Genomic DNA, 18,180 nt, shown 5'->3' on the forward strand with positions numbered 1-18,180 from the left:
CGCCCACGGCCCGTCGCCAGTGGGGTCGCGCAGAGTGGCCGGCATGGACAAGACAGAGAGCCTGCTGACCCTGCCCGCGCCGGCGCCGACCGGCCCCACGCCGACGGCCGCCACGGCCGATGCCGGCCCGCCGGCGCGCGGGCGGCCCAACCCCGCCTGGGTACGCCCGGCGCTGGCGGCCCTGCTGCTGGCCACCGCGCTGCTCTACCTGTGGGGGCTGGGCGCGTCCGGCTGGGCCAACTCGTTCTACTCGGCCGCCGCCCAGGCCGGCTCGCAGAGCTGGAAGGCGTTCTTCTACGGCTCGTCGGACGCGGCGAACTCGATCACCGTCGACAAGACCCCGGCGTCGCTGTGGCTGATGGCGCTGTCGGTGCGCGTCTTCGGCCTGAACAGCTGGGCGATCCTCGTCCCGCAGGCCCTGCTCGGCGTCGCCTCCGTCGGCGTGCTGTTCGCCACCGTCCGCCGCTGGCACGGCCCGGCGGCCGGCCTGATCGCCGGCGCGGTCCTCGCCGTCACCCCGGTGGCGACGCTGATGTTCCGCTTCAACAACCCCGACGCCCTGCTCGTGCTGCTGCTGATCGGCGCCGCGTACGCCACCGTCCGGGCGGTGGAGACCGCCAGCACCCGGTGGATCGTCCTCGCGGGAGCGTTGGTCGGCTTCGGCTTCCTCACCAAGATGCTCCAGGCGTTCCTGGTGATCCCGGTCTTCGCGGGGGTGTACCTGCTGGCCGCGCCCACCGGCTTCTGGCGGCGGGTACGGCAGGTGCTGGCCGCCGGCCTCGGCGTCGTGCTGGCCGCCGGCTGGTGGGTGGCGATCGTCGAGCTGGTGCCCGCCAGCGCCCGCCCGTACGTCGGCGGCTCGCAGGGCAACAGCATCCTGGAGCTGACCCTCGGCTACAACGGGCTGGGCCGGATCACCGGCGCGGAGGAGGGCAGCGTCGGCGGGCGCGGGCCGGCGTCCGGACAGACCGGGCTCGGCCGGCTGTTCGACACCGAGAACGGCGGACAGATCTCCTGGCTGCTGCCGGCCGCGCTGATCCTGCTGGTCGCCGGCCTGCTGCTGGCCGGGCGGGCGGCGCGCACCGACCGCAGGCGGGCCGGGCTGCTGCTGTGGGGCGGCTGGCTCCTGGTCACCGGCGTCGTCTTCAGCTTCATGTCCGGGATCTTCCACGCGTACTACTCGGTGGCGCTGGCCCCGGCCGTGGGCGCGCTCGTCGGCATCGGCGTCACCCTGCTGTGGCAGCGCCGGACGGCGGGCGTGCCCCGCTGGCAGGCGCTCGCGGCGACCGTCACCCTGGCCGCGGCCCTCGCCGTCACCGCCTGGTGGTCGTGGCGGTTGCTCGGCCGCAGCCCCGACTGGTACCCCTGGCTGCGCACGGCAGTGCTGGCCGGCGGCCTGGCCGCGGCGGTGCTGCTGGTCGTCGCCGACCGGCTGGCCCGCCGGGCCGTGCCGGTGCTCATGGCGCTGGGCGCGACGGCGGCGCTCGCCGGCCCGGTGGCGTACTCGATCCAGACCGCCGCGACCCCGCACACCGGGTCGATCCCCAGCGCCGGCCCTGCGGTGGAGGGCGGCTCCGGCCCGGGCCGGGGCGGCTTCCCCGGCGGTGGCCGGATGCGCGACGGCGGCCAGCACGCGCCGGGCGGCCAGCCTCCCGCCTTCCCCGGCGGTACCCAGGGACCGGGCGGTCAGTTCCCGGGCTTCCCCGGCGGCGGCCAAGGCCAGAACGGCGGCCGGGGCCAGATCGGCGGTGGCCAGGGGCGCGACGGCGGGCAGCTGCCCGCCGTAGCCGGCGAGGGTCGCGCCGCCGGCGGCGGCATGGGTGGCCTGCTCGACTCCCGGGAGCCCAGCGCCGAGCTGCGCGCCCTGCTGGAGGCCAACGCCGTCGACTACACCTGGGTGGCGGCCACCATCGGCTCCCAGAACGCCTCCGGCTACCAGCTCGCCACGGGCGAACCGGTCATGTCGATCGGCGGGTTCAACGGCAGCGACCCGTCCCCGACGCTCGCGCAGTTCCAGCGGTACGTGGCCGAAGGGAAGATCCACTACTTCGTCGGCGGCAGCGGGTTCCGCGCCAACGGCGGCAGCTCCGCCTCGCAGGAGATCGCCACCTGGGTCGCCGAGACGTTCGAGGCGACGACCGTCGACGGCGTCACCGTCTACGACCTGACCACCGGACAGGAGGGCTGAACCGATGACCGCATCCACCGAGCCGCGCCCCACCGTGGACGCCCGCGTCGCCGCCCCGCCCGCGGTGCTCGACGTGGTGATCCCCGTCCACAACGAGGAAGCCGACCTCGGGCCCTGCGTGCGGCGGCTGCACGCGCACCTCACCGCGCACTTCCCGTACCCGTTCCGGATCACCGTCGCCGACAACGCCAGCACCGACGGCACCCTGGCCGTGGCCGACGCCCTCGCCGCCGAGCTGCCGCAGGTCACGGTGCGGCACCTGGACGCCAAGGGTCGCGGCCGGGCGTTGCGGGCGGCCTGGTCGGCGTCGGACGCGCCGGTCCTGGCGTACATGGACGTGGACCTCTCCACCGACCTGGCCGCGCTGCTGCCGCTGGTCGCGCCGCTCATCTCCGGCCACTCCGACCTGGCGATCGGCACCCGGCTGGCCCGCACCTCCCGGGTCGTGCGGGGTGCGAAGCGGGAGGTCATCTCGCGCGGCTACAACCTGCTGCTGCGCGGCACCCTCGCGGTGAGCTTCTCCGACGCCCAGTGCGGGTTCAAGGCGATCCGCGCGGACGTGGCCGCCGGGCTGCTGCCGCTGGTGCGCGACACCGGGTGGTTCTTCGACACCGAGCTGCTGGTGCTGGCGCAGCGGGCCGGGCTGCGCATCCACGAGGTGCCGGTCGACTGGGTGGACGACCCGGACAGCCGGGTGGACATCGTCGCCACCGCCCTGGCCGACCTGCGGGGCATCGGGCGGCTGGGCCGGGCCCTGCTGACCGGGACGCTGCCCCTGGCGGAGCTGCGCGCGCAGCTCGGCCGGGCCCCCCTCGCCGCGCCGCCGGCGCGGGTGCCCGTCGGGCTGCCCCGCCAGCTCGTCCGGTTCGCCGCGGTGGGGGTGGCGAGCACGCTGGCGTACCTCGTGCTCTTCGTCGCCACCCGGGGAGCGCTCGGCCCCCAGTGGGCGAACCTGACGGCGTTGCTGGTGACGGCCGTGGCGAACACGGCGGCGAACCGGCGGCTGACCTTCGGCATCAGCGGGGGCCGGCACGCCGGCCGCCACCACGTGCAGGGCCTGCTGGCGTTCGGCCTGGGCCTGGCGCTGACCAGCGGCGCCCTGGCGGCCCTGCACGCCGTCGCGGCGGTGCCGCCCCGCGCGGTCGAGCTCACGGTGCTGGTGGCGGCCAACCTGGCGGCCACGGCCCTGCGCTTCGTGCTGCTGCGCGCCGCGATGCACCACCGCCGGCCGTCGTCGCCGGACACCGGGGCGGCCACCGCGCGCCAGGAACGCGTCCACGGCACCGGGCCCTGACGCGGACCCGGCCGGCGCGCGTCCGGGTGAGCAGCGCAGGAGCCGCAGGTCGTCGGGCGGCGGCACGGCGACAGGGGTGGGGCGGCGGCGTGGCATGCTGGGGCGGATGTACCAGGAACGGCCGGCGGCCCTGCCCGGCGCGGTGCTGTGGACCGCCACCAGCGACGGCGCCCCGAGCCGGGTGCTGCCCGACGGCTGCCTCGACCTGCTCTGGTCCAGCCGCGCCGGGCTGCTGGTCGCCGGCCCTGACCGCACGGCGCACCTGAGCGTCTCCGCGCCGGGGGAGCGGTGGCTGGGGCTGCGGCTGCCGCCCGGCGTCGGCCCGGCGGTCTTCGGCGTCCCCGCCGACGCGTTGCGCGACGCCCGGGTGCCGCTGGAGTCGTTGTGGGGCCGGGCCGCCCGGGAGGCCGCCGAGCGGTTGGGCGGGCGGCCCACCGGCGTCGGGCTGGCGGCGCTCGTCGCCGACCGGCTCGCCGCGGCCGGCGGACCCGACCCGCTGGGCGCGCGCGTCGCCGGGCTGCTCGGCGCCGGGCGGCCGGTCGCCGAGGCCGCCGCCGAGGTCGGCCTGACCCCCCGGGCGCTGCACCGACGCTGCCGGACCCTGTTCGGGTACGGCCCGAAGACCCTTGCCCGCATCCTGCGGATGCGCCGGGCGCTCGCCCTGGCCCGGGCCGGCACGCCGCTGGCCGAGGTGGCCGCGGTCGGCGGCTACGCCGATCAGGCCCACCTGAGCCGGGACGTGCGCGACCTGGCCGGCGTCCCGCCCGCCGTCCTGCTGCGCGGCTGAGCCGCCCCGGCCCGCCCCGCTTGGGTCCGGCTCCGCCCCGCCCCGGCCGTGCTACCCCGGCCCGCGCAGCCGTCGGCGCGCGGCGGCCCGGTCAGCCGGCCGTCGGCAGCGGGGCGAACAGGTCCACCCCGTTGCCCTCGGGGTCGTGCAGGACGGCGTACCGCTGGCCCCAGACCGCGTCCCACGGCGGCAGGTGGCCGTGGAACCCGGCCCCGGTCAGCTCGGCCCAGCGGCGGTCCACCTCCGCCGGGTCGGCGCACCGGAACGCCAGGCTCATCCGGGGCGAGCCGGTCGGCGGCGTCCAGCCCGGGTCGAAGGAACGGATCGTCGCCACCGTGTCCCAGGCCAGCCGCAGCCCGTTGTCCAACGTGACCTCCACGTGCGGCTCGGCCTCCGCGCCGGCCGGGATGTCCAGCCCCAGGCGGCGGTAGAAGTCGAGGGTGCGGGCCATGTCGGCGACGGTCGTGCCGACGAGGTCGAAGTGAGGTGTCATACCGCCGACCGTACGGCCGGGGCGACGTGGGCGTCTTGAACGGATCGGACAGCGCGCCGATCGGCGCCGGAGTGGCCGGTGTGGCCTCGACGGGGCCGGGCGTCGCGTACGGTAGCAATGAGACAAGTCCGGCTTTTGGGCATGAACACCCCAGATTGGCGGGTGCCCGGGGTCGGCTCCGAGACGGCGAGGGGAAGGAGCGGCCGTGATGCACCTGGCCTACCTGGATGCGGGATCCGGCAGCCTGATCGTGCAGGCGGTGGTCGGCGGGGTGGCCGGAGTGGCGGTGGCCGCGAAGCTCTACTGGCGTCGGTTGACGGCCCGGTACCGCCGCCAGCGCACCGACCGCTCCTGAGCGGGGCGCACCGGCGATGACCGTCCCGCACACCGACGTCCGGGTCGACCCGGGCTCGTTCCGCGACCCGGCCAACCGCGTCTTCTACGCCGACGGTGAGGTGCTGCGCGGCCTCGACGCCCGGGCGGCCCGGGACTGGCGGGCCCTGTCCGCCAGCGACTTCTTCCCGCCGCTGCTGGCGGCCGGCAAGGTCTGCGGCACCGAGCCCGTCGAACCGGCCAGGTTCGCCGCCGGGGCCGGCGGGCAGTGGGCCGCCGTGCTGCGTCACGAACGCATCCCGTTCGTCTCCCACCCGTACGAGTGGTCGTTCGGCATGCTCCGCGACGCGGCCCTGCTGCACCTGGAGATCCTGCGCGCCGCGCTGACCGCCGGCTTCACCACCAAGGACGGCTCGGCCTACAACCTCCAGTGGCGCGGCGTCGCGCCGGTCTTCATCGACGTCGGCTCGTTCGAGCCGGCCCGCGACGGCGAACCCTGGGCCGGCTACCGGCAGTTCTGCCAGACCATGCTCTACCCGCTGCTGCTCACCGCGCACCTCGGCGTGGACTTCCAGCCCTGGCTGCGGGCCCAGGTCGACGGGATCCCCGCGGAGCAGATGCGCCGGCTGTTCACCGGCGCCCGGCGGCTGCTGCCCGGCGTGCCCACCCACGTGCACCTGCACTCGGCCATGCAGCAGCGCAACGCCGACGCCGCCACCGGCGAGGTGCGCGAGCAACTGCGCGGCGCCGGGTTCTCCCGGGAGTTGGCGCTGGCCGCCGTCCGCCGGATCGAGAAGCTCGTCCGCCGGTTGCGCCCCCGCCAGGCGCGCAGCCACTGGGCCGACTACCAGCGCACGTGCAGCTACTCCGCCGCCGACCGCGCCGCGAAGGAACGCTTCGTCGAGCTGGCGCTGACCGCCGGCACGCCGCCCGGCCTGGTGCTCGACCTGGGTGCCAACGACGGCCGGTACGCCCGCCTCGCCGCCCGCTACGCCGGCTACGTCGTTGCCGTCGAGCAGGACCCGGCCGTGGTCGACGAGCTGTACGCGGCGCTGCGCGCCGAGGAGCAGCGGCGGGTGCTGCCGCTGGTGCTGGACCTGGCCGACCCGTCGCCCGGCGGCGGCTGGCGGGGCGTCGAACGGGCCGCGTTCGCCACCCGGGCGCGGGCCGACCTGGTGCTGGCCCTCGCCGTCGTGCACCACCTGGCGATCGGGCGCAACGTGCCGCTGGCGCAGGTCGTCGACCAGCTCGCCGACGCCTGCGTCCCCGGCGGCCGGCTGGTGGTCGAGTTCGTCCACCCCGAGGACCCGATGGCCCGGCGGCTGCTGGCCAACAAGCCGGCCGGCCTCTTCCCCGACTACCGGCCCGACGAGTTCGCCCGGCTGCTCGCCACCCGGTGCCGCGTCGAGCGGCGGGTCGAGCTGCCCGGCGGCACCCGGACGCTCTACCAGGCGGTGACGGGTGGTTGACGCGACCGTCGCGCCCCCGGCCGCCCCCGCGCCGCCCACCGCCGAGGCGACCCCGGGCCGCCCCACCGGGCCCTCCGGCTGGCGGGCCGAGCTGCGCCGACTGCTGGAGGTCACGGCCCTGGTCGGGCTGGTGGTCACCCAGCCGATGCTCGACGTGCTGGGCCGCAGCCCCGACTTCTTCCTGTTCCACCGGGCCACCCGCGGCGAGACCCTGGCCCTGGTCGCGCTGATCGCCGCCGTGCCCACGCTGGCGCTGGCGCTGCTCGGGGCGGCGAGCCGGCTGGCGGGGCGGGCCGCCCGTTCGGCCGTGCACACGGTGCTCGTCGGCCTGCTGCTGGCCGCCCTCGCCGTGCAGGTGGGCCGGCACGGCACGCCGCTGCGGGGCGTACCGCTGCTGGTCGTCGCCGTGCTGGCCGGCGCGGCCGGGGCGGCGGCACACCGGCGGTGGCGCGGGCCGGGCCTGGCGCTGCGGGTGGCCTCGGCCGGGCCCGCGGCCTTCGTGGCGCTGTTCCTGTTCGCCTCGCCGGCCTCGGCGGTGGTGCTGCCGCGGGGCGACGCCGGCGCGGCCGGGGTGGCCGCCCCGGGCGGGCGCCCGCCGGTGGTCATGCTGATCCTCGACGAGCTGCCCCTGGTCTCCCTGCTCGGCCCCGACGGGCGGATCGACGCCGCCCGCTACCCGCACTTCGCCGAGCTGGCCGGCGGCTCCACCTGGTACCGCGACGCCACCGGGGTGAGCGGCTGGACGCCGTACGCGCTGCCGGCCATGCTCACCGGCCGCTACCCGGCGAAGCCGGTCGCCCCGCACTACTCGCAGTACCCCGACAACCTGTTCACCGCCCTCGGCGGCCTGTACGACATCCGGGCCGAGGAGAGCATCACCCGGCTCTGCCCGCCCAGCCGCTGCGACCAGCCGGCCAGCCCCCGGCAGGGGATCGGCACCCTGGTCCGGGAGAGCGGGAAGCTGCTGGGCCAGGTCGCCGCCCCGGTCGACAGCCACGTCGACCCGGAGGAGTCCTACCGCGAGCAGACCGCCGCCGAGGCGGGCCTGGACGCCGCCGAGCCCGTCCCCGCCGACCCGAAGTTCCGCTGGGACCGGCTGAACGCCAACCAGCCGGCCCGGTTCGCCAGCTTCCTGGCCGGGCTGCGCCCCAGCGACCGGCCCACCCTGCACTTCCTGCACCTGCTGATGCCGCACGCGCCGTGGCAGTTCCTGCCCTCGGGGGCCCGCTACGCCGCCCCGGAGGACCTGCCCAACGACGGCGCGGGCTGGGTCGAGCTGGCCCGGCGGCGGCACCTGGCCCAACTGGAGTACACCGACCGGCTGATCGGCGAGACGCTGCGCACGCTGCGCGCCACCGGCCTCTACGACCGGGCCCTGCTGGTGGTCACCGCCGACCACGGGGTCAGCTTCGACAACGGGGCCCAGGGGCGGGGGCTGGGCGCGATCCGCGCGGCGGCCGGGCAGGTGGCCTGGGTGCCGATGTTCGTCAAGGAGCCCGGGCAGCGCGCCGGCCGGGTCGACGACCGCAACTGGGAGCACGTCGACCTGCTGCCCACGATCGCCGACTACGCGCACGTGCGGATCCCCTGGCGGGTCGACGGGAGCTCGGCCCGGCAGGCCCCGCGCGGTCGCGCCGACAAGCGCTTCTACGACCGGCCGGGGGAACCGGTCACGATCACCGGCGGGGTGCCCGCGCCGCCGCCGCTGCCGAAGCCGCACCCGCTGGTCGGCACGACCGTGGGCGAACGCCCGGCCGGCGGGTCGGCGCGGGTCGCCGACCTCGCCGCCTTCCGCGCCGTCGACCCGGACACCGGCGAGCTGCCGGCCCTGGTCTGGGGCACGGTCGGAGCCTCGGTACCCGACGGCACGCTGCTCGCCGTCGCCGTCAACAGGCGGATCGGGGCGGTCGTCCCGGTGGTGCCGCCGGATCCCGGTGGCCGCCGGTTCGCGGCCTTCCTCACCGACGACCGGCTGTTCCGCGCCGGGGACAACCGCGTGGACCTCTACCGGATCGGCCCGGACGGCGAGCTGCGTCACCTGAGTATTTCCTGAGAGTTTCGTCCCCGCTGCCCACCGGGCCCCCGGTCACGCTTCGTGCGCGATCGGGGGCCTTTTGTCACATTGGCCCCGTTCGAGGTCGGTCCCCGGCCCCCGGGTTTCCGGGCCCACCTGCCGGGAATCGGGTGACGCATACCTCACCTGCGGAACCACGACGGGCGGTGTCCCCGCAACCGTGTTTACGGTAAAAGCGAAGGCAATTTCAACGTAGATCTGCCGGCGAAGCGAGGAACACATGACGGAAGTCAAGCTCGATCACCCCGGTGGGCAGCTGTCGATGCCGGTGCAGTCGGCGGTCGAGGGCCCCGCCGGCATCGGCGTGAGCAAGCTCCTCAAGGAAACCGGGATGACCACGTACGATCCCGGTTTCGTGAACACCGCGGCCTGCTCCTCCGCGATCACCTACATCGACGGCGACGCGGGCATCCTGCGGTACCGGGGCTACCCGATCGAGCAGCTGGCCGAGAAGTCCTCCTTCCTGGAGGTCTCGTACCTGCTCATCTACGGTGAGCTGCCCGGCCAGCAGCAGCTCGACGAGTTCAGCGAGCGGATCCGGCGGCACTCCCTGCTGCACGAGGAGATGCGTCGCTTCTTCGACGGCTTCCCCCGCGACGCGCACCCGATGGCCGTGCTCTCCTCGGCCGTCAGCGCCATCTCGACCTTCTACCAGGACAGCCTCGACCCGTTCGACGCCGACCACGTCGAGATGTCCACCGTCCGGCTGATGGCGAAGGTCCCCACCATCGCCTCGTACGCCTACAAGAAGTCGATCGGGCAGCCGCTGCTGTACCCGGACAACTCCCTGGGCTACGTGGAGAACTTCCTGCGGATGACGTTCGGCGTGCCGGCGGAGCCGTACGAGGTCGACCCGGTCATGGCCAAGGTGCTGGACATGCTGTTCATCCTGCACGCCGACCACGAGCAGAACTGCTCCACGTCGACCGTGCGGCTGGTCGGCTCCAGCAACGCCAACCTCTTCGCCTCGGTCTCGGCCGGGGTGAACGCCCTGTTCGGCCCGCTGCACGGCGGCGCCAACCAGGCCGTGCTGGAGATGCTGGAGAAGATCCAGCTCGACGGCGGCGACGTGCAGTCCTTCGTCCGCAAGGTCAAGGACCGGCAGGACGGCGTGAAGCTGATGGGCTTCGGCCACCGGGTCTACAAGAACTACGACCCCCGGGCCGCGATCGTGAAGAAGGCCGCGCAGGACGTCCTCGGCCGGATGGCCAAGCCGGACCCGCTGCTGGACATCGCGATGCAGCTGGAGGAGATCGCCCTCGCGGACGACTTCTTCGTGTCCCGCCGGCTCTACCCGAACGTGGACTTCTACACCGGCCTGATCTACAAGGCCATGGGCTTCCCGACGAAGATGTTCACCGTGCTGTTCGCCCTCGGCCGGCTGCCCGGCTGGATCGCCCAGTACCGCGAGATGCTCGGTGACCCGGAGACCAAGATCGGCCGCCCGCGGCAGCTCTACACCGGTTACCCGGAGCGCGCGTACGAGCGGCCCGCCGACCGCTGACGCGCCCCGTGCGCTGTTAAGAAGGGCCCCCTGCTATGCAGAATGCGTTAACAGGGGGCCCTTCCTTGCGCCTCAGCGCAGGCCGGCGGCGGCGAGCAGGTTGCCCTCGGCGACCCGCCGCGGGGCGTCGCCCCCGCTCATCCGCCGCTCGGCGCGCTCGGCGGTGAACGCCGGGGCCTTGGCGATCGCCGAGGCGTACGCGTCGGCCGTGCGGCGCGCGATGGCGGCCCAGCCGTACTGCTCGTGGACCATCCTCCGGGCCCGGCGGGCCAGCGCCCGGGCGCGTTCGGTGTCCGACAGCAGGGCGTGCACCGCCTCGGTCAGCCCCGCCGGGTCCTGCGGGGCGAACGTCATCCCGGTCACGCCCGGCTCGACGATCTCGGCCAGGCCGCCCGTCGAGGCGACCGCCAGGGGCGCGCCGGCCGCCGCCCCCTCCAGGGCGACCATGCCGAACGGCTCGTAGATGCTCGGCACCGCGAAGCAGTCCGAGGCGGCCATCACGGCGGGCAGGTCGGTGCCGCCGAGGAAGCCCGGCATGCTGACCGTGCCGCCGAGGCCGAGCCGGTGCACCTCGGCCTCCAGCGCCGGCTTGTACGGCCCGTCGCCGACGATCACCGCGCGCAGCCCGGGGTGCCGCTCCCGCAGCCGGGGCAGCCCGGCGAGCAGGTGCTGCACGCCCTTCTCGTAGACCAGCCGGCCGGCGAAGGTGACCAGCGGGCCGTCCCCGGCGAACCGGGCCCGCGCCGAGGCGACCGCCGACGTCGGCACCTTCCAGCGGTGCGGCTCGACCCCGTTGGGCACCACGTCGACCCGTGCGGCCGGCACGTCGAACAGCGCGCCGACCTCGTCGCGCATGTAGCCCGAGCAGACGATGACCCGGTTGGACTCGGAGCTCAGCCACTGCTCGACGCCGTGGATGGTGCGGTTCATCTCCTGCGGCAGCCAGCCCTGGTGCCGGCCCGCCTCCGTGGCGTGGATCGTGCTGACCAGCGGCACGTCGAGGTGGTCCCGCAGCGTCATCGCGGTGTGCGCGACGAGCCAGTCGTGGGCGTGGACGACGTCGTAGCTGCCGGATTCGGTGGCGCGCAGGGCGGCGCGGGTGAGGGTGTGGTTGAAGGCCATGGTCCAGGCGAGGAGGCTGCCGGTGGCCAGGGGGAAGGCGACCGGGTCCTCGGCGGCGCGCAGGACGCGGACGCCGTCGGCGTACTCCTCCAGGGGCGCGCCGTCGGCGTGGCGGGTGACGACGGTGACCTCGTGGCCGGCGGCGGCGAGGGCGACGGAGAGGGCGTGCACGTGGCGGCCGAGGCCGCCGACGAGCACCGGCGGGTACTCCCAGGAGAGCATGAGGATGCGGCGGGTCTGCGGGGGCACCCCGGAGCCGACGGGCTGCGGGAGCGCAGGCTGCGGGGTCTGGGACCGTGAGGTGGTGCTGGGCCGGCAGAGCCGGTCCGTGGCGGTGGCGGTCTGCTCGCCGGCCCGCAGGGTCGTCACATCGAACTCCGTCCGTGCAGGGTGGAACGCGCCGGCAACGATGGCGGCGTGACAGGGCAAGGTGGGGTGGCCGAGGGCCGAGCGGGAACGCGCGCCTCCGCACGCCCCCGCATCAAGGAAAGGGCATCCGGGCCCGAACCGCATCCTGAGAGGGCCCAAGGTGACGGACACCACCCAAAGGTCCAGTCGGCATCAGGCGGGCGGAATCGGTTACGGCACCAACGGGTGGATTGGGCCGACCGGCGGCGGGGCATTAGCGGCGTGCGCACCCGGCGGGCACGGCCCCGTCCGGGGCGATCATCATCATGGGCTGAGGAGCGACATGCAGGTCTGGCCGGGCGAGCGGTACCCGCTGGGGGCCACCCACGACGGGATGGGCACCAACTTCGCGATCTTCTCCGAGGTGGCCGAGCGCGTCGAGCTCTGCCTGTTCGACGAGTGGGACACCGGCGCGGAACGCCGCGTCGAGCTGCGTGAGGTCGACGCGTACGTCTGGCACTGTTACATCCCGGGCATCGAGCCGGGGCAGCGCTACGGCTACCGGGTCCACGGCCCGTGGGACCCGGCGAACGGCATCCGCTGCAACCCCCACAAGCTGCTGCTCGACCCGTACGCTAAGGCCGTCGACGGCGACGTCGAGTGGCACCCGGCCGTCTACGACTACGAGGTGGGCGGCGACGAGGACCGGATGTCGGAGACCGACTCGGCCCCGTTCATGCCCAAGTCGGTGGTGGTGAACCCGTACTTCGACTGGGGCAACGACCGGCCGCCGCGCACCCCGTACCACCACTCGGTGATCTACGAGGCGCACGTGCGGGGCCTGACCATGCGCCACCCCGACATCCCGGAGGAGCTGCGCGGCACGTACGCGGCCATCGCCTCCCCGGTGATGATCGAATACTTCCAGCGGCTCGGGGTCACCGCCGTGGAGCTGATGCCGGTGCACCAGTTCGTGCACGACCACCGGCTCGCCGACCTGGGGTTGCGCAACTACTGGGGCTACAACACGATCGGCTTCTTCGCCCCCCACCACGGCTACGCGGCCCTCGGCGGCCTCGGCCAGCAGGTGCAGGAGTTCCGGGGCATGGTCAAGACGCTGCACGCCGCCGGCATCGAGGTCATCCTCGACGTGGTCTACAACCACACCGCCGAGGGCAACCACCTCGGCCCGACGCTGAGCTTCAAGGGCGTCGACAACCCCAGCTACTACCGCCTCTCCGAGGAGAACCGGCGCTACTTCGTCGACTACACCGGCACCGGCAACAGCCTCAACGTGCGCAGCCCCCACTCCCTGCAACTGATCATGGACTCGCTGCGCTACTGGGTCACCGAGATGCACGTCGACGGCTTCCGGTTCGACCTCGCCGCGACCCTCGCCCGCGAGTTCTACGAGGTCGACCGGCTGTCCACCTTCTTCGAGGTGGTCCAGCAGGACCCGGTGGTCAGCCAGGTCAAGCTCATCGCCGAGCCGTGGGACGTCGGCCCCGGCGGCTACCAGGTGGGCAACTTCCCGCCGCTGTGGACCGAGTGGAACGGAAAGTACCGCGACACGGTGCGCGACTTCTGGCGCGGCGAGCCCGCCACCCTCGCCGAGTTCGCCTCCCGCATCTCCGGCTCCGCCGACCTCTACCAGGACGACGGCCGCCGCCCGTTCCACAGCATCAACTTCGTCACCTGCCACGACGGGTTCACCCTCAACGACCTCGTGTCGTACAACGACAAGCACAACGAGGCCAACGGCGAGGACAACCGCGACGGCGAGGGCCACAACCGGTCCTGGAACTGCGGCGTCGAGGGGGAGACCGACGACCCCGGCGTGCTGGCCCTGCGGCAGCGGCAGCGGCGCAACTTCCTGGCCACCCTGATCCTCTCCCAGGGCGTGCCGATGATCGGCCACGGCGACGAGCTGGGCCGCACCCAGCGCGGCAACAACAACGCCTACTGCCAGGACAGCGAGCTGGCCTGGGTCGACTGGGGCGGTGCCGACGAGCCGCTGCTGGACTTCGTCCGGCGGCTGGTCGACTTCCGCCACCGCCACCAGGTGTTCCGCCGCCGCCGCTTCTTCACCGGCCTGCCCGTCGGCGGCCGGGCCGCCGGCTCGGGGCTGCCCGACCTGGCCTGGTACACCCCCGACGGCCGGGAGATGACCGGCGAGGACTGGGGCAACGACTTCGGCCGCTCGGTGGCCCTGTTCGTCAACGGCGACGGCATCCGCGAACGCGGCCAGTTCGGCCAGCGCCACCACGACTCGTCCTTCGTGCTCTGCTTCAACGCCCACGACGCCCCGCTCGACTTCACCCTGCCGGGGGAGGAGTTCGGCCAGCGCTGGGAACAGGTGATCAGCACCGCGGACCCGGACCCGGAGAAGCCGACCCTCGTCGAGGCGGGCGGCACCATCTGCGTGCCCGACCGCTGCCTCGTGGTCCTGGAGAGGACGGTCTGAGCCGATGCCCGACACTCCCCGCATTCCCGTCGCCTCGACCTACCGGGTGCAGGTCCGCCCCGGCTTCGACCTCGACACGACCGCCGGCCTCACCGGCTACCTGGCCGACCTCGGCGTCACCCACCTCTACAGCGCCCCGCTGCTCACCGCGACCCCCGGCTCGCAGCACGGCTACGACGTCGTCGACCACCGGGCGGTCAACCCCGAGCTGGGCGGGGAGGCCGCCCGGGTGCGGCTGGTGCGGGCGCTGCGCGCCGCCGGGCTCGGCCTCGTCGTCGACATCGTGCCCAACCACGCCGGGGTGGCCCGGCCGGCGGCCAACCCCGCCTGGTGGGACGTGCTGCGCCGGGGCCGCGACTCGGCGTACGCGCGCTGGTTCGACATCGACTGGGACCGGGGCCGGCTGCTGCTGCCCGTGCTCGCCGACACCCCCGACGCCCTCGACGACCTCACCATCGCCGACGGGGAGCTGCGCTACCACGAGCACCGCTTCCCGATCGCCGACGGCACCGGCGACGGCAGCCCCCGGCAGGTGCACGACCAGCAGCACTACGAGCTGGTCTCCTGGCGGCGCGGCGACCGCGAGCTGACGTACCGCCGGTTCTTCGCCGTCGCCGACCTCGCCGGCCTGCGCGTGGAGGACCCGGAGGTCTTCGCCGCCACCCACGCCGAGGTCCTGCGGTGGGCGGCGGCCGGCGACGTCGACGGCATCCGCGTCGACCACCCCGACGGGCTGCGCGACCCCGCCGGCTACCTGGCCCGGCTGCGCGCCGACGCGCCGCAGGCGTGGCTGCTGGTGGAGAAGATCCTGGAGTACGGCGAGGAGCTGCCCGACTGGCCGGTCGACGGCACCACCGGCTACGACGCCCTCGCCGCCGTCGGCGGCCTCTTCGTCGACGGTGCCGCCGAGGCCGACTTCACCGCCCTCGACGCCCGGCTCACCGGCCGGCACACCTCCTGGCAGGACCTCACCCACGCCACCAAGCTGGAGGCCGCCACCCGGCTGCTCGCCGCCGAGCTGACCCGGCTCGCCGCCCTCGCCCCCGAGCTCGCCCCCGACTCCGCCCGCGCCGCCCTGGCGGAGCTGGCCGCCTGCTTCCCCGTCTACCGGGGCTACCCGCCGCACGGGGCCCGCCACCTCGCCGCCGCCCGCGCCGAGGCCGGCCGCCGCCGCCCCGACCTGGCCCCCGCCCTCGACGCGGTCACCCGCCGGCTCCGCGACCCCGACGACGAGCTGGGCGTACGCTTCCCGCAGCTCTCCGGCGCGGTGATGGCCAAGGGCGTCGAGGACACCGCCTACTACCGGTGGAGCCGGTTCGTCGCCCTCAACGAGGTCGGCGGCAGCCCCGCCCACTTCGGCACCCCGCCGGCCGAGTTCCACCGGTTCGCCGCCGCCCGGCAGGTGCGCTGGCCGGCGGCCATGACCACCCTCTCCACCCACGACACCAAGCGCGGCGAGGACGTCCGGGCCCGCCTCGCCGTGCTCTCCGAGCTGCCCGGGCGCTGGGCCGAGCGGGTCACCCGGTGGACCGCCGCGGCGCCGCTGCCCGATCCGGCGTTCGCCCACCTGCTCTGGCAGACCGCCGTCGGCGCGTGGCCCATCGAGCGGGAGCGGCTGCACGCGTACGCCGAGAAGGCCGCCCGGGAGGCGTCGGTGGCCACCAGCTGGGCCGACCCCGACCCCGGCTTCGAGCGCGCCATGCACGCCCTGGTCGACCGCATGTACGACGACCCGGAGCTGCACGCCGAGCTGACCGCGTTCGCCGCCGAGATCACCCCCGCCGGCTGGTCCAACTCGCTGGGGCAGAAGCTCGTCCAGCTCGCCATGCCCGGGGTGCCCGACACCTACCAGGGCACCGAGCTGTGGGACAACTCCCTCGTCGACCCCGACAACCGCCGCCCGGTCGACTTCGGCGTACGCCGGGAGAAGCTGGCCCGGCTCGACGCCGGCGCCCGGCCAGCGGTGGACGCCTCCGGCGCGGCGAAGCTGCTCGTGGTGTCGCGGACGCTGCGGCTGCGCCGCGACCACCCGGAGCTGTTCGCCGGCTACCGCCCGGTGCCCGCGCACGGCCCCGCCGCCGCCCACGTCGTCGCCTTCGACCGGGGAGCCGCCGACCGGGGCGGCTCTTCTCCCGGCGGGCCGCACCGCGCCGGGGCGGTCGCCGTGGCCACCCGGCTGCCGCTGCGGCTGGCCCGCGCCGGCGGCTGGCGGGGCACCCGGCTGTCGCTCGGCGGCCACACTGTTACCGACGTGTTCACCGGGCGGGTCTACAGTGGCAGTGAGCTGCTGCTGGACGATCTGCTCGACACTCTCCCCGTCGCCCTCCTCGCACCCGCCGACTCCGTGGAGGCTGCCGCATGACCGAATTCACCGTGTGGGCGCCCGAGGCCGCCCGGGTCCGGCTGCGGCTGGCCGGCGACGCCGACCACGAGATGCGCCCCGAGCCGGGCGGCTGGTGGCGGGTCGAGGTGCCCGGCGCGGGCCCCGGCACCGACTACGCGTTCGTCCTCGGCGACGACGACCGGGCCCTGCCCGACCCGCGCTCGCCCTGGCAGCCCGCCGGGGTGCACGGGCCGAGCCGCCGCTACGACCACGCCGCCCACCGCTGGGGCGACGCCGGCTGGACCGGCCGGCAACTGCCCGGCAGCATCCTCTACGAGCTGCACATCGGCACCTTCACCCCCGAGGGCACCTTCGACGCGGCGATCGAGCGCCTCGACCACCTCGTCGACCTCGGCGTCGACCTGGTCGAGCTGCTGCCGGTCAACGCCTTCAACGGCGAGCACAACTGGGGGTACGACGGGGTCTGCTGGTTCGCCCCGCACGAACCGTACGGCGGCCCGGACGGGCTGAAACGGTTCGTCGACGCCGCCCACGCCAAGGGGCTGGGGGTGATCCTCGACGTCGTCTACAACCATTTCGGGCCCTCCGGGGCCTACGCGCCGATGTTCGCGCCGTACCTGACCGAGCGGAGCAACACCTGGGGCCGCACCGTCAACCTCGACGGCCCGCACTCCGACGAGGTGCGCCGCTACATCGTCGACAGCATCGTGATGTGGCTGCGCGACTACCACGTCGACGGCCTGCGCCTCGACGCCGTGCACGCCATGCCCGACACCCGCGCCACCCACCTGCTGGAGGAGATCGCGGTCGCGGTGGAGGCACTGTCGACCCGGCTCGGCCGGCCGCTGTCGCTGATCGCCGAGTCCGACCTCAACGACCCGCGGCTGGTCACGCCCCGCGAGGCCGGCGGGTACGGCCTGCACGCCCAGTGGAACGACGACGCCCACCACGCCCTGCACACCCTGCTCACCGGGGAACGGCAGGGCTACTACGCCGACTTCGGCTCGCTGGAGTGCCTGGCGCAGGTGCTGACCGGCGGGTTCTTCCACGCCGGCACCTGGTCCAGCTTCCGCCAGCGCAGCCACGGCCGGCCCGTCGACCGGCAGCGCGTGCCGGGGCACCGCTTCGTGGCGTACCTGCAGAACCACGACCAGATCGGCAACCGGGCCACCGGCGACCGGATCTCCGCGACGCTGTCCCCGGCGCTGCTGCGCGTCGGCGCGACGCTGCTGCTCACCGGCCCGTTCACCCCGATGCTGTTCATGGGGGAGGAGTGGGCGGCCAGCACCCCGTGGCAGTTCTTCACCAGCCACCCCGAGCCGGAGCTGGCCACCGCCGTGGCCGCCGGCCGCAGGCGCGAGTTCGCCGCGCACGGCTGGCCGCCCGGCGACGTGCCGGACCCGCAGGACCGGCAGACGTTCGTGCGCTCCCGGCTCGACTGGGCCGAGCTGGACAAGCCCGAACACCGCCGGATGCACGAGTTCTACCGGCGGCTCATCGCCCTGCGCAAGAGCGACCCCGACCTGTCCGACCCCCGGCTCGACGCCGTCGACGTGCGGCACGGCGACCAGTTCCTGGTGATGCGCCGGGGCGAGCGGATGGTGGTGGCGAACCTGGCCGGCCGGCCGCAGCGGATCACCCTGCCGGGGGTGGCGCGCCGGGTGCTGCTGACCACGGAGGAGGGCGTCTCGGTCACCCGCGACCGCATCGAGCTCCCCCCGGAATCGGCGGCGGTGGTCGCCCTGTAGCCGCCGTGGTGG

The 18,180-nt window shown here is 74.8% G+C and carries 12 protein-coding genes; 10 read left to right on the forward strand and 2 right to left on the reverse strand.

Annotated elements, in window-relative coordinates:
- Positions 1–43: 43 nt before the first annotated feature.
- The 3 genes from HDA31_RS11860 (at position 44) to HDA31_RS11870 (ending at position 4,269) form a co-directional block, all read left to right on the forward strand.
- Positions 44–2,188, forward strand: coding sequence for an ArnT family glycosyltransferase (locus tag HDA31_RS11860; RefSeq protein WP_178065103.1), 2,145 nt, complete (start codon positions 44–46; stop codon positions 2,186–2,188).
- A gap of 4 nt (positions 2,189–2,192) precedes the next feature.
- On the forward strand, positions 2,193–3,482 hold the full coding sequence (locus HDA31_RS11865) for a bifunctional glycosyltransferase family 2/GtrA family protein (protein ID WP_178065104.1): 1,290 nt from the start codon (positions 2,193–2,195) through the stop codon (positions 3,480–3,482).
- A 106-nt stretch (positions 3,483–3,588) separates the two neighbouring features.
- Complete coding sequence (locus HDA31_RS11870; protein WP_178065105.1) at positions 3,589–4,269, forward strand: helix-turn-helix domain-containing protein; 681 nt, start codon at positions 3,589–3,591, stop codon at positions 4,267–4,269.
- Positions 4,270–4,360: 91 nt separating this feature from the next.
- Here the strand turns inward: HDA31_RS11870 and HDA31_RS11875 are convergent, their stop codons facing one another.
- Complete coding sequence (locus HDA31_RS11875) at positions 4,361–4,762, reverse strand: VOC family protein (protein WP_178065106.1); 402 nt, start codon at positions 4,760–4,762, stop codon at positions 4,361–4,363.
- Positions 4,763–4,967: 205 nt separating this feature from the next.
- On the opposite strand from HDA31_RS11875, the gene HDA31_RS11880 reads away from it, so the two are divergent.
- From HDA31_RS11880 to HDA31_RS11895, 4 genes are all read left to right on the forward strand, one after another.
- Complete coding sequence (locus tag HDA31_RS11880) at positions 4,968–5,117, forward strand: hypothetical protein (RefSeq protein WP_176734789.1); 150 nt, start codon at positions 4,968–4,970, stop codon at positions 5,115–5,117.
- Positions 5,118–5,133: 16 nt separating this feature from the next.
- On the forward strand, positions 5,134–6,564 hold the full coding sequence (locus HDA31_RS11885; protein WP_178065107.1) for a class I SAM-dependent methyltransferase: 1,431 nt from the start codon (positions 5,134–5,136) through the stop codon (positions 6,562–6,564).
- Positions 6,557–8,617, forward strand: a complete 2,061-nt coding sequence (locus HDA31_RS11890) for a sulfatase-like hydrolase/transferase (RefSeq protein WP_246383899.1) — start codon at positions 6,557–6,559, stop codon at positions 8,615–8,617. Before HDA31_RS11885 ends, HDA31_RS11890 begins: the two co-directional genes overlap by 8 nt.
- Before the next feature lie 241 nt (positions 8,618–8,858).
- Positions 8,859–10,142: a citrate synthase gene (locus HDA31_RS11895; RefSeq protein WP_178065108.1), complete on the forward strand. Its 1,284-nt coding sequence runs from the start codon at positions 8,859–8,861 to the stop codon at positions 10,140–10,142.
- Between the two features lie 72 nt (positions 10,143–10,214).
- On the opposite strand, the gene HDA31_RS11900 is transcribed toward HDA31_RS11895, so the two are convergent.
- Positions 10,215–11,633 (reverse strand): glycosyltransferase family 4 protein, encoded by a 1,419-nt coding sequence (locus HDA31_RS11900; RefSeq protein WP_178065109.1) that lies wholly within the window; start codon positions 11,631–11,633, stop codon positions 10,215–10,217.
- A 322-nt stretch (positions 11,634–11,955) separates the two neighbouring features.
- Between HDA31_RS11900 and glgX the strand changes: the two genes are divergently transcribed.
- The 3 genes from glgX to treZ are packed head-to-tail and all read left to right on the forward strand — an operon-like array spanning position 11,956 to position 18,168.
- Positions 11,956–14,076 (forward strand): glycogen debranching protein GlgX, encoded by a 2,121-nt coding sequence (gene glgX, locus HDA31_RS11905; protein WP_178065110.1) that lies wholly within the window; start codon positions 11,956–11,958, stop codon positions 14,074–14,076.
- A 4-nt stretch (positions 14,077–14,080) separates the two neighbouring features.
- The gene (treY, locus tag HDA31_RS11910) at positions 14,081–16,438 is read left to right on the forward strand and encodes a malto-oligosyltrehalose synthase (protein WP_178065111.1); all 2,358 of its coding nucleotides are present in this window, start codon (positions 14,081–14,083) and stop codon (positions 16,436–16,438) included.
- Positions 16,435–18,168 (forward strand): malto-oligosyltrehalose trehalohydrolase, encoded by a 1,734-nt coding sequence (gene treZ, locus HDA31_RS11915; protein ID WP_178065112.1) that lies wholly within the window; start codon positions 16,435–16,437, stop codon positions 18,166–18,168. Before treY ends, treZ begins: the two co-directional genes overlap by 4 nt.
- The last annotated feature ends 12 nt before the right edge of the window (positions 18,169–18,180 follow it).

This window comes from Micromonospora carbonacea (genome assembly GCF_014205165.1).
Classification (GTDB): domain Bacteria; phylum Actinomycetota; class Actinomycetes; order Mycobacteriales; family Micromonosporaceae; genus Micromonospora; species Micromonospora carbonacea.

Excerpts from the sequence above, each read along its gene's own strand:
- treZ (WP_178065112.1), top strand. The coding sequence starts at position 16,435 with ATGACCGAATTCACCGTGTGGGCGCCCGAGGCCGCCCGGGTCCGGCTG.
- HDA31_RS11865 (WP_178065104.1), top strand. The coding sequence starts at position 2,193 with ATGACCGCATCCACCGAGCCGCGCCCCACCGTGGACGCCCGCGTCGCC.
- HDA31_RS11875 (WP_178065106.1), bottom strand. The coding sequence starts at position 4,762 with ATGACACCTCACTTCGACCTCGTCGGCACGACCGTCGCCGACATGGCC.
- HDA31_RS11860 (WP_178065103.1), top strand. The coding sequence starts at position 44 with ATGGACAAGACAGAGAGCCTGCTGACCCTGCCCGCGCCGGCGCCGACC.
- treY (WP_178065111.1), top strand. The coding sequence starts at position 14,081 with ATGCCCGACACTCCCCGCATTCCCGTCGCCTCGACCTACCGGGTGCAG.
- HDA31_RS11885 (WP_178065107.1), top strand. The coding sequence starts at position 5,134 with ATGACCGTCCCGCACACCGACGTCCGGGTCGACCCGGGCTCGTTCCGC.
- HDA31_RS11870 (WP_178065105.1), top strand. The coding sequence starts at position 3,589 with ATGTACCAGGAACGGCCGGCGGCCCTGCCCGGCGCGGTGCTGTGGACC.
- HDA31_RS11895 (WP_178065108.1), top strand. The coding sequence starts at position 8,859 with ATGACGGAAGTCAAGCTCGATCACCCCGGTGGGCAGCTGTCGATGCCG.
- glgX (WP_178065110.1), top strand. The coding sequence starts at position 11,956 with ATGCAGGTCTGGCCGGGCGAGCGGTACCCGCTGGGGGCCACCCACGAC.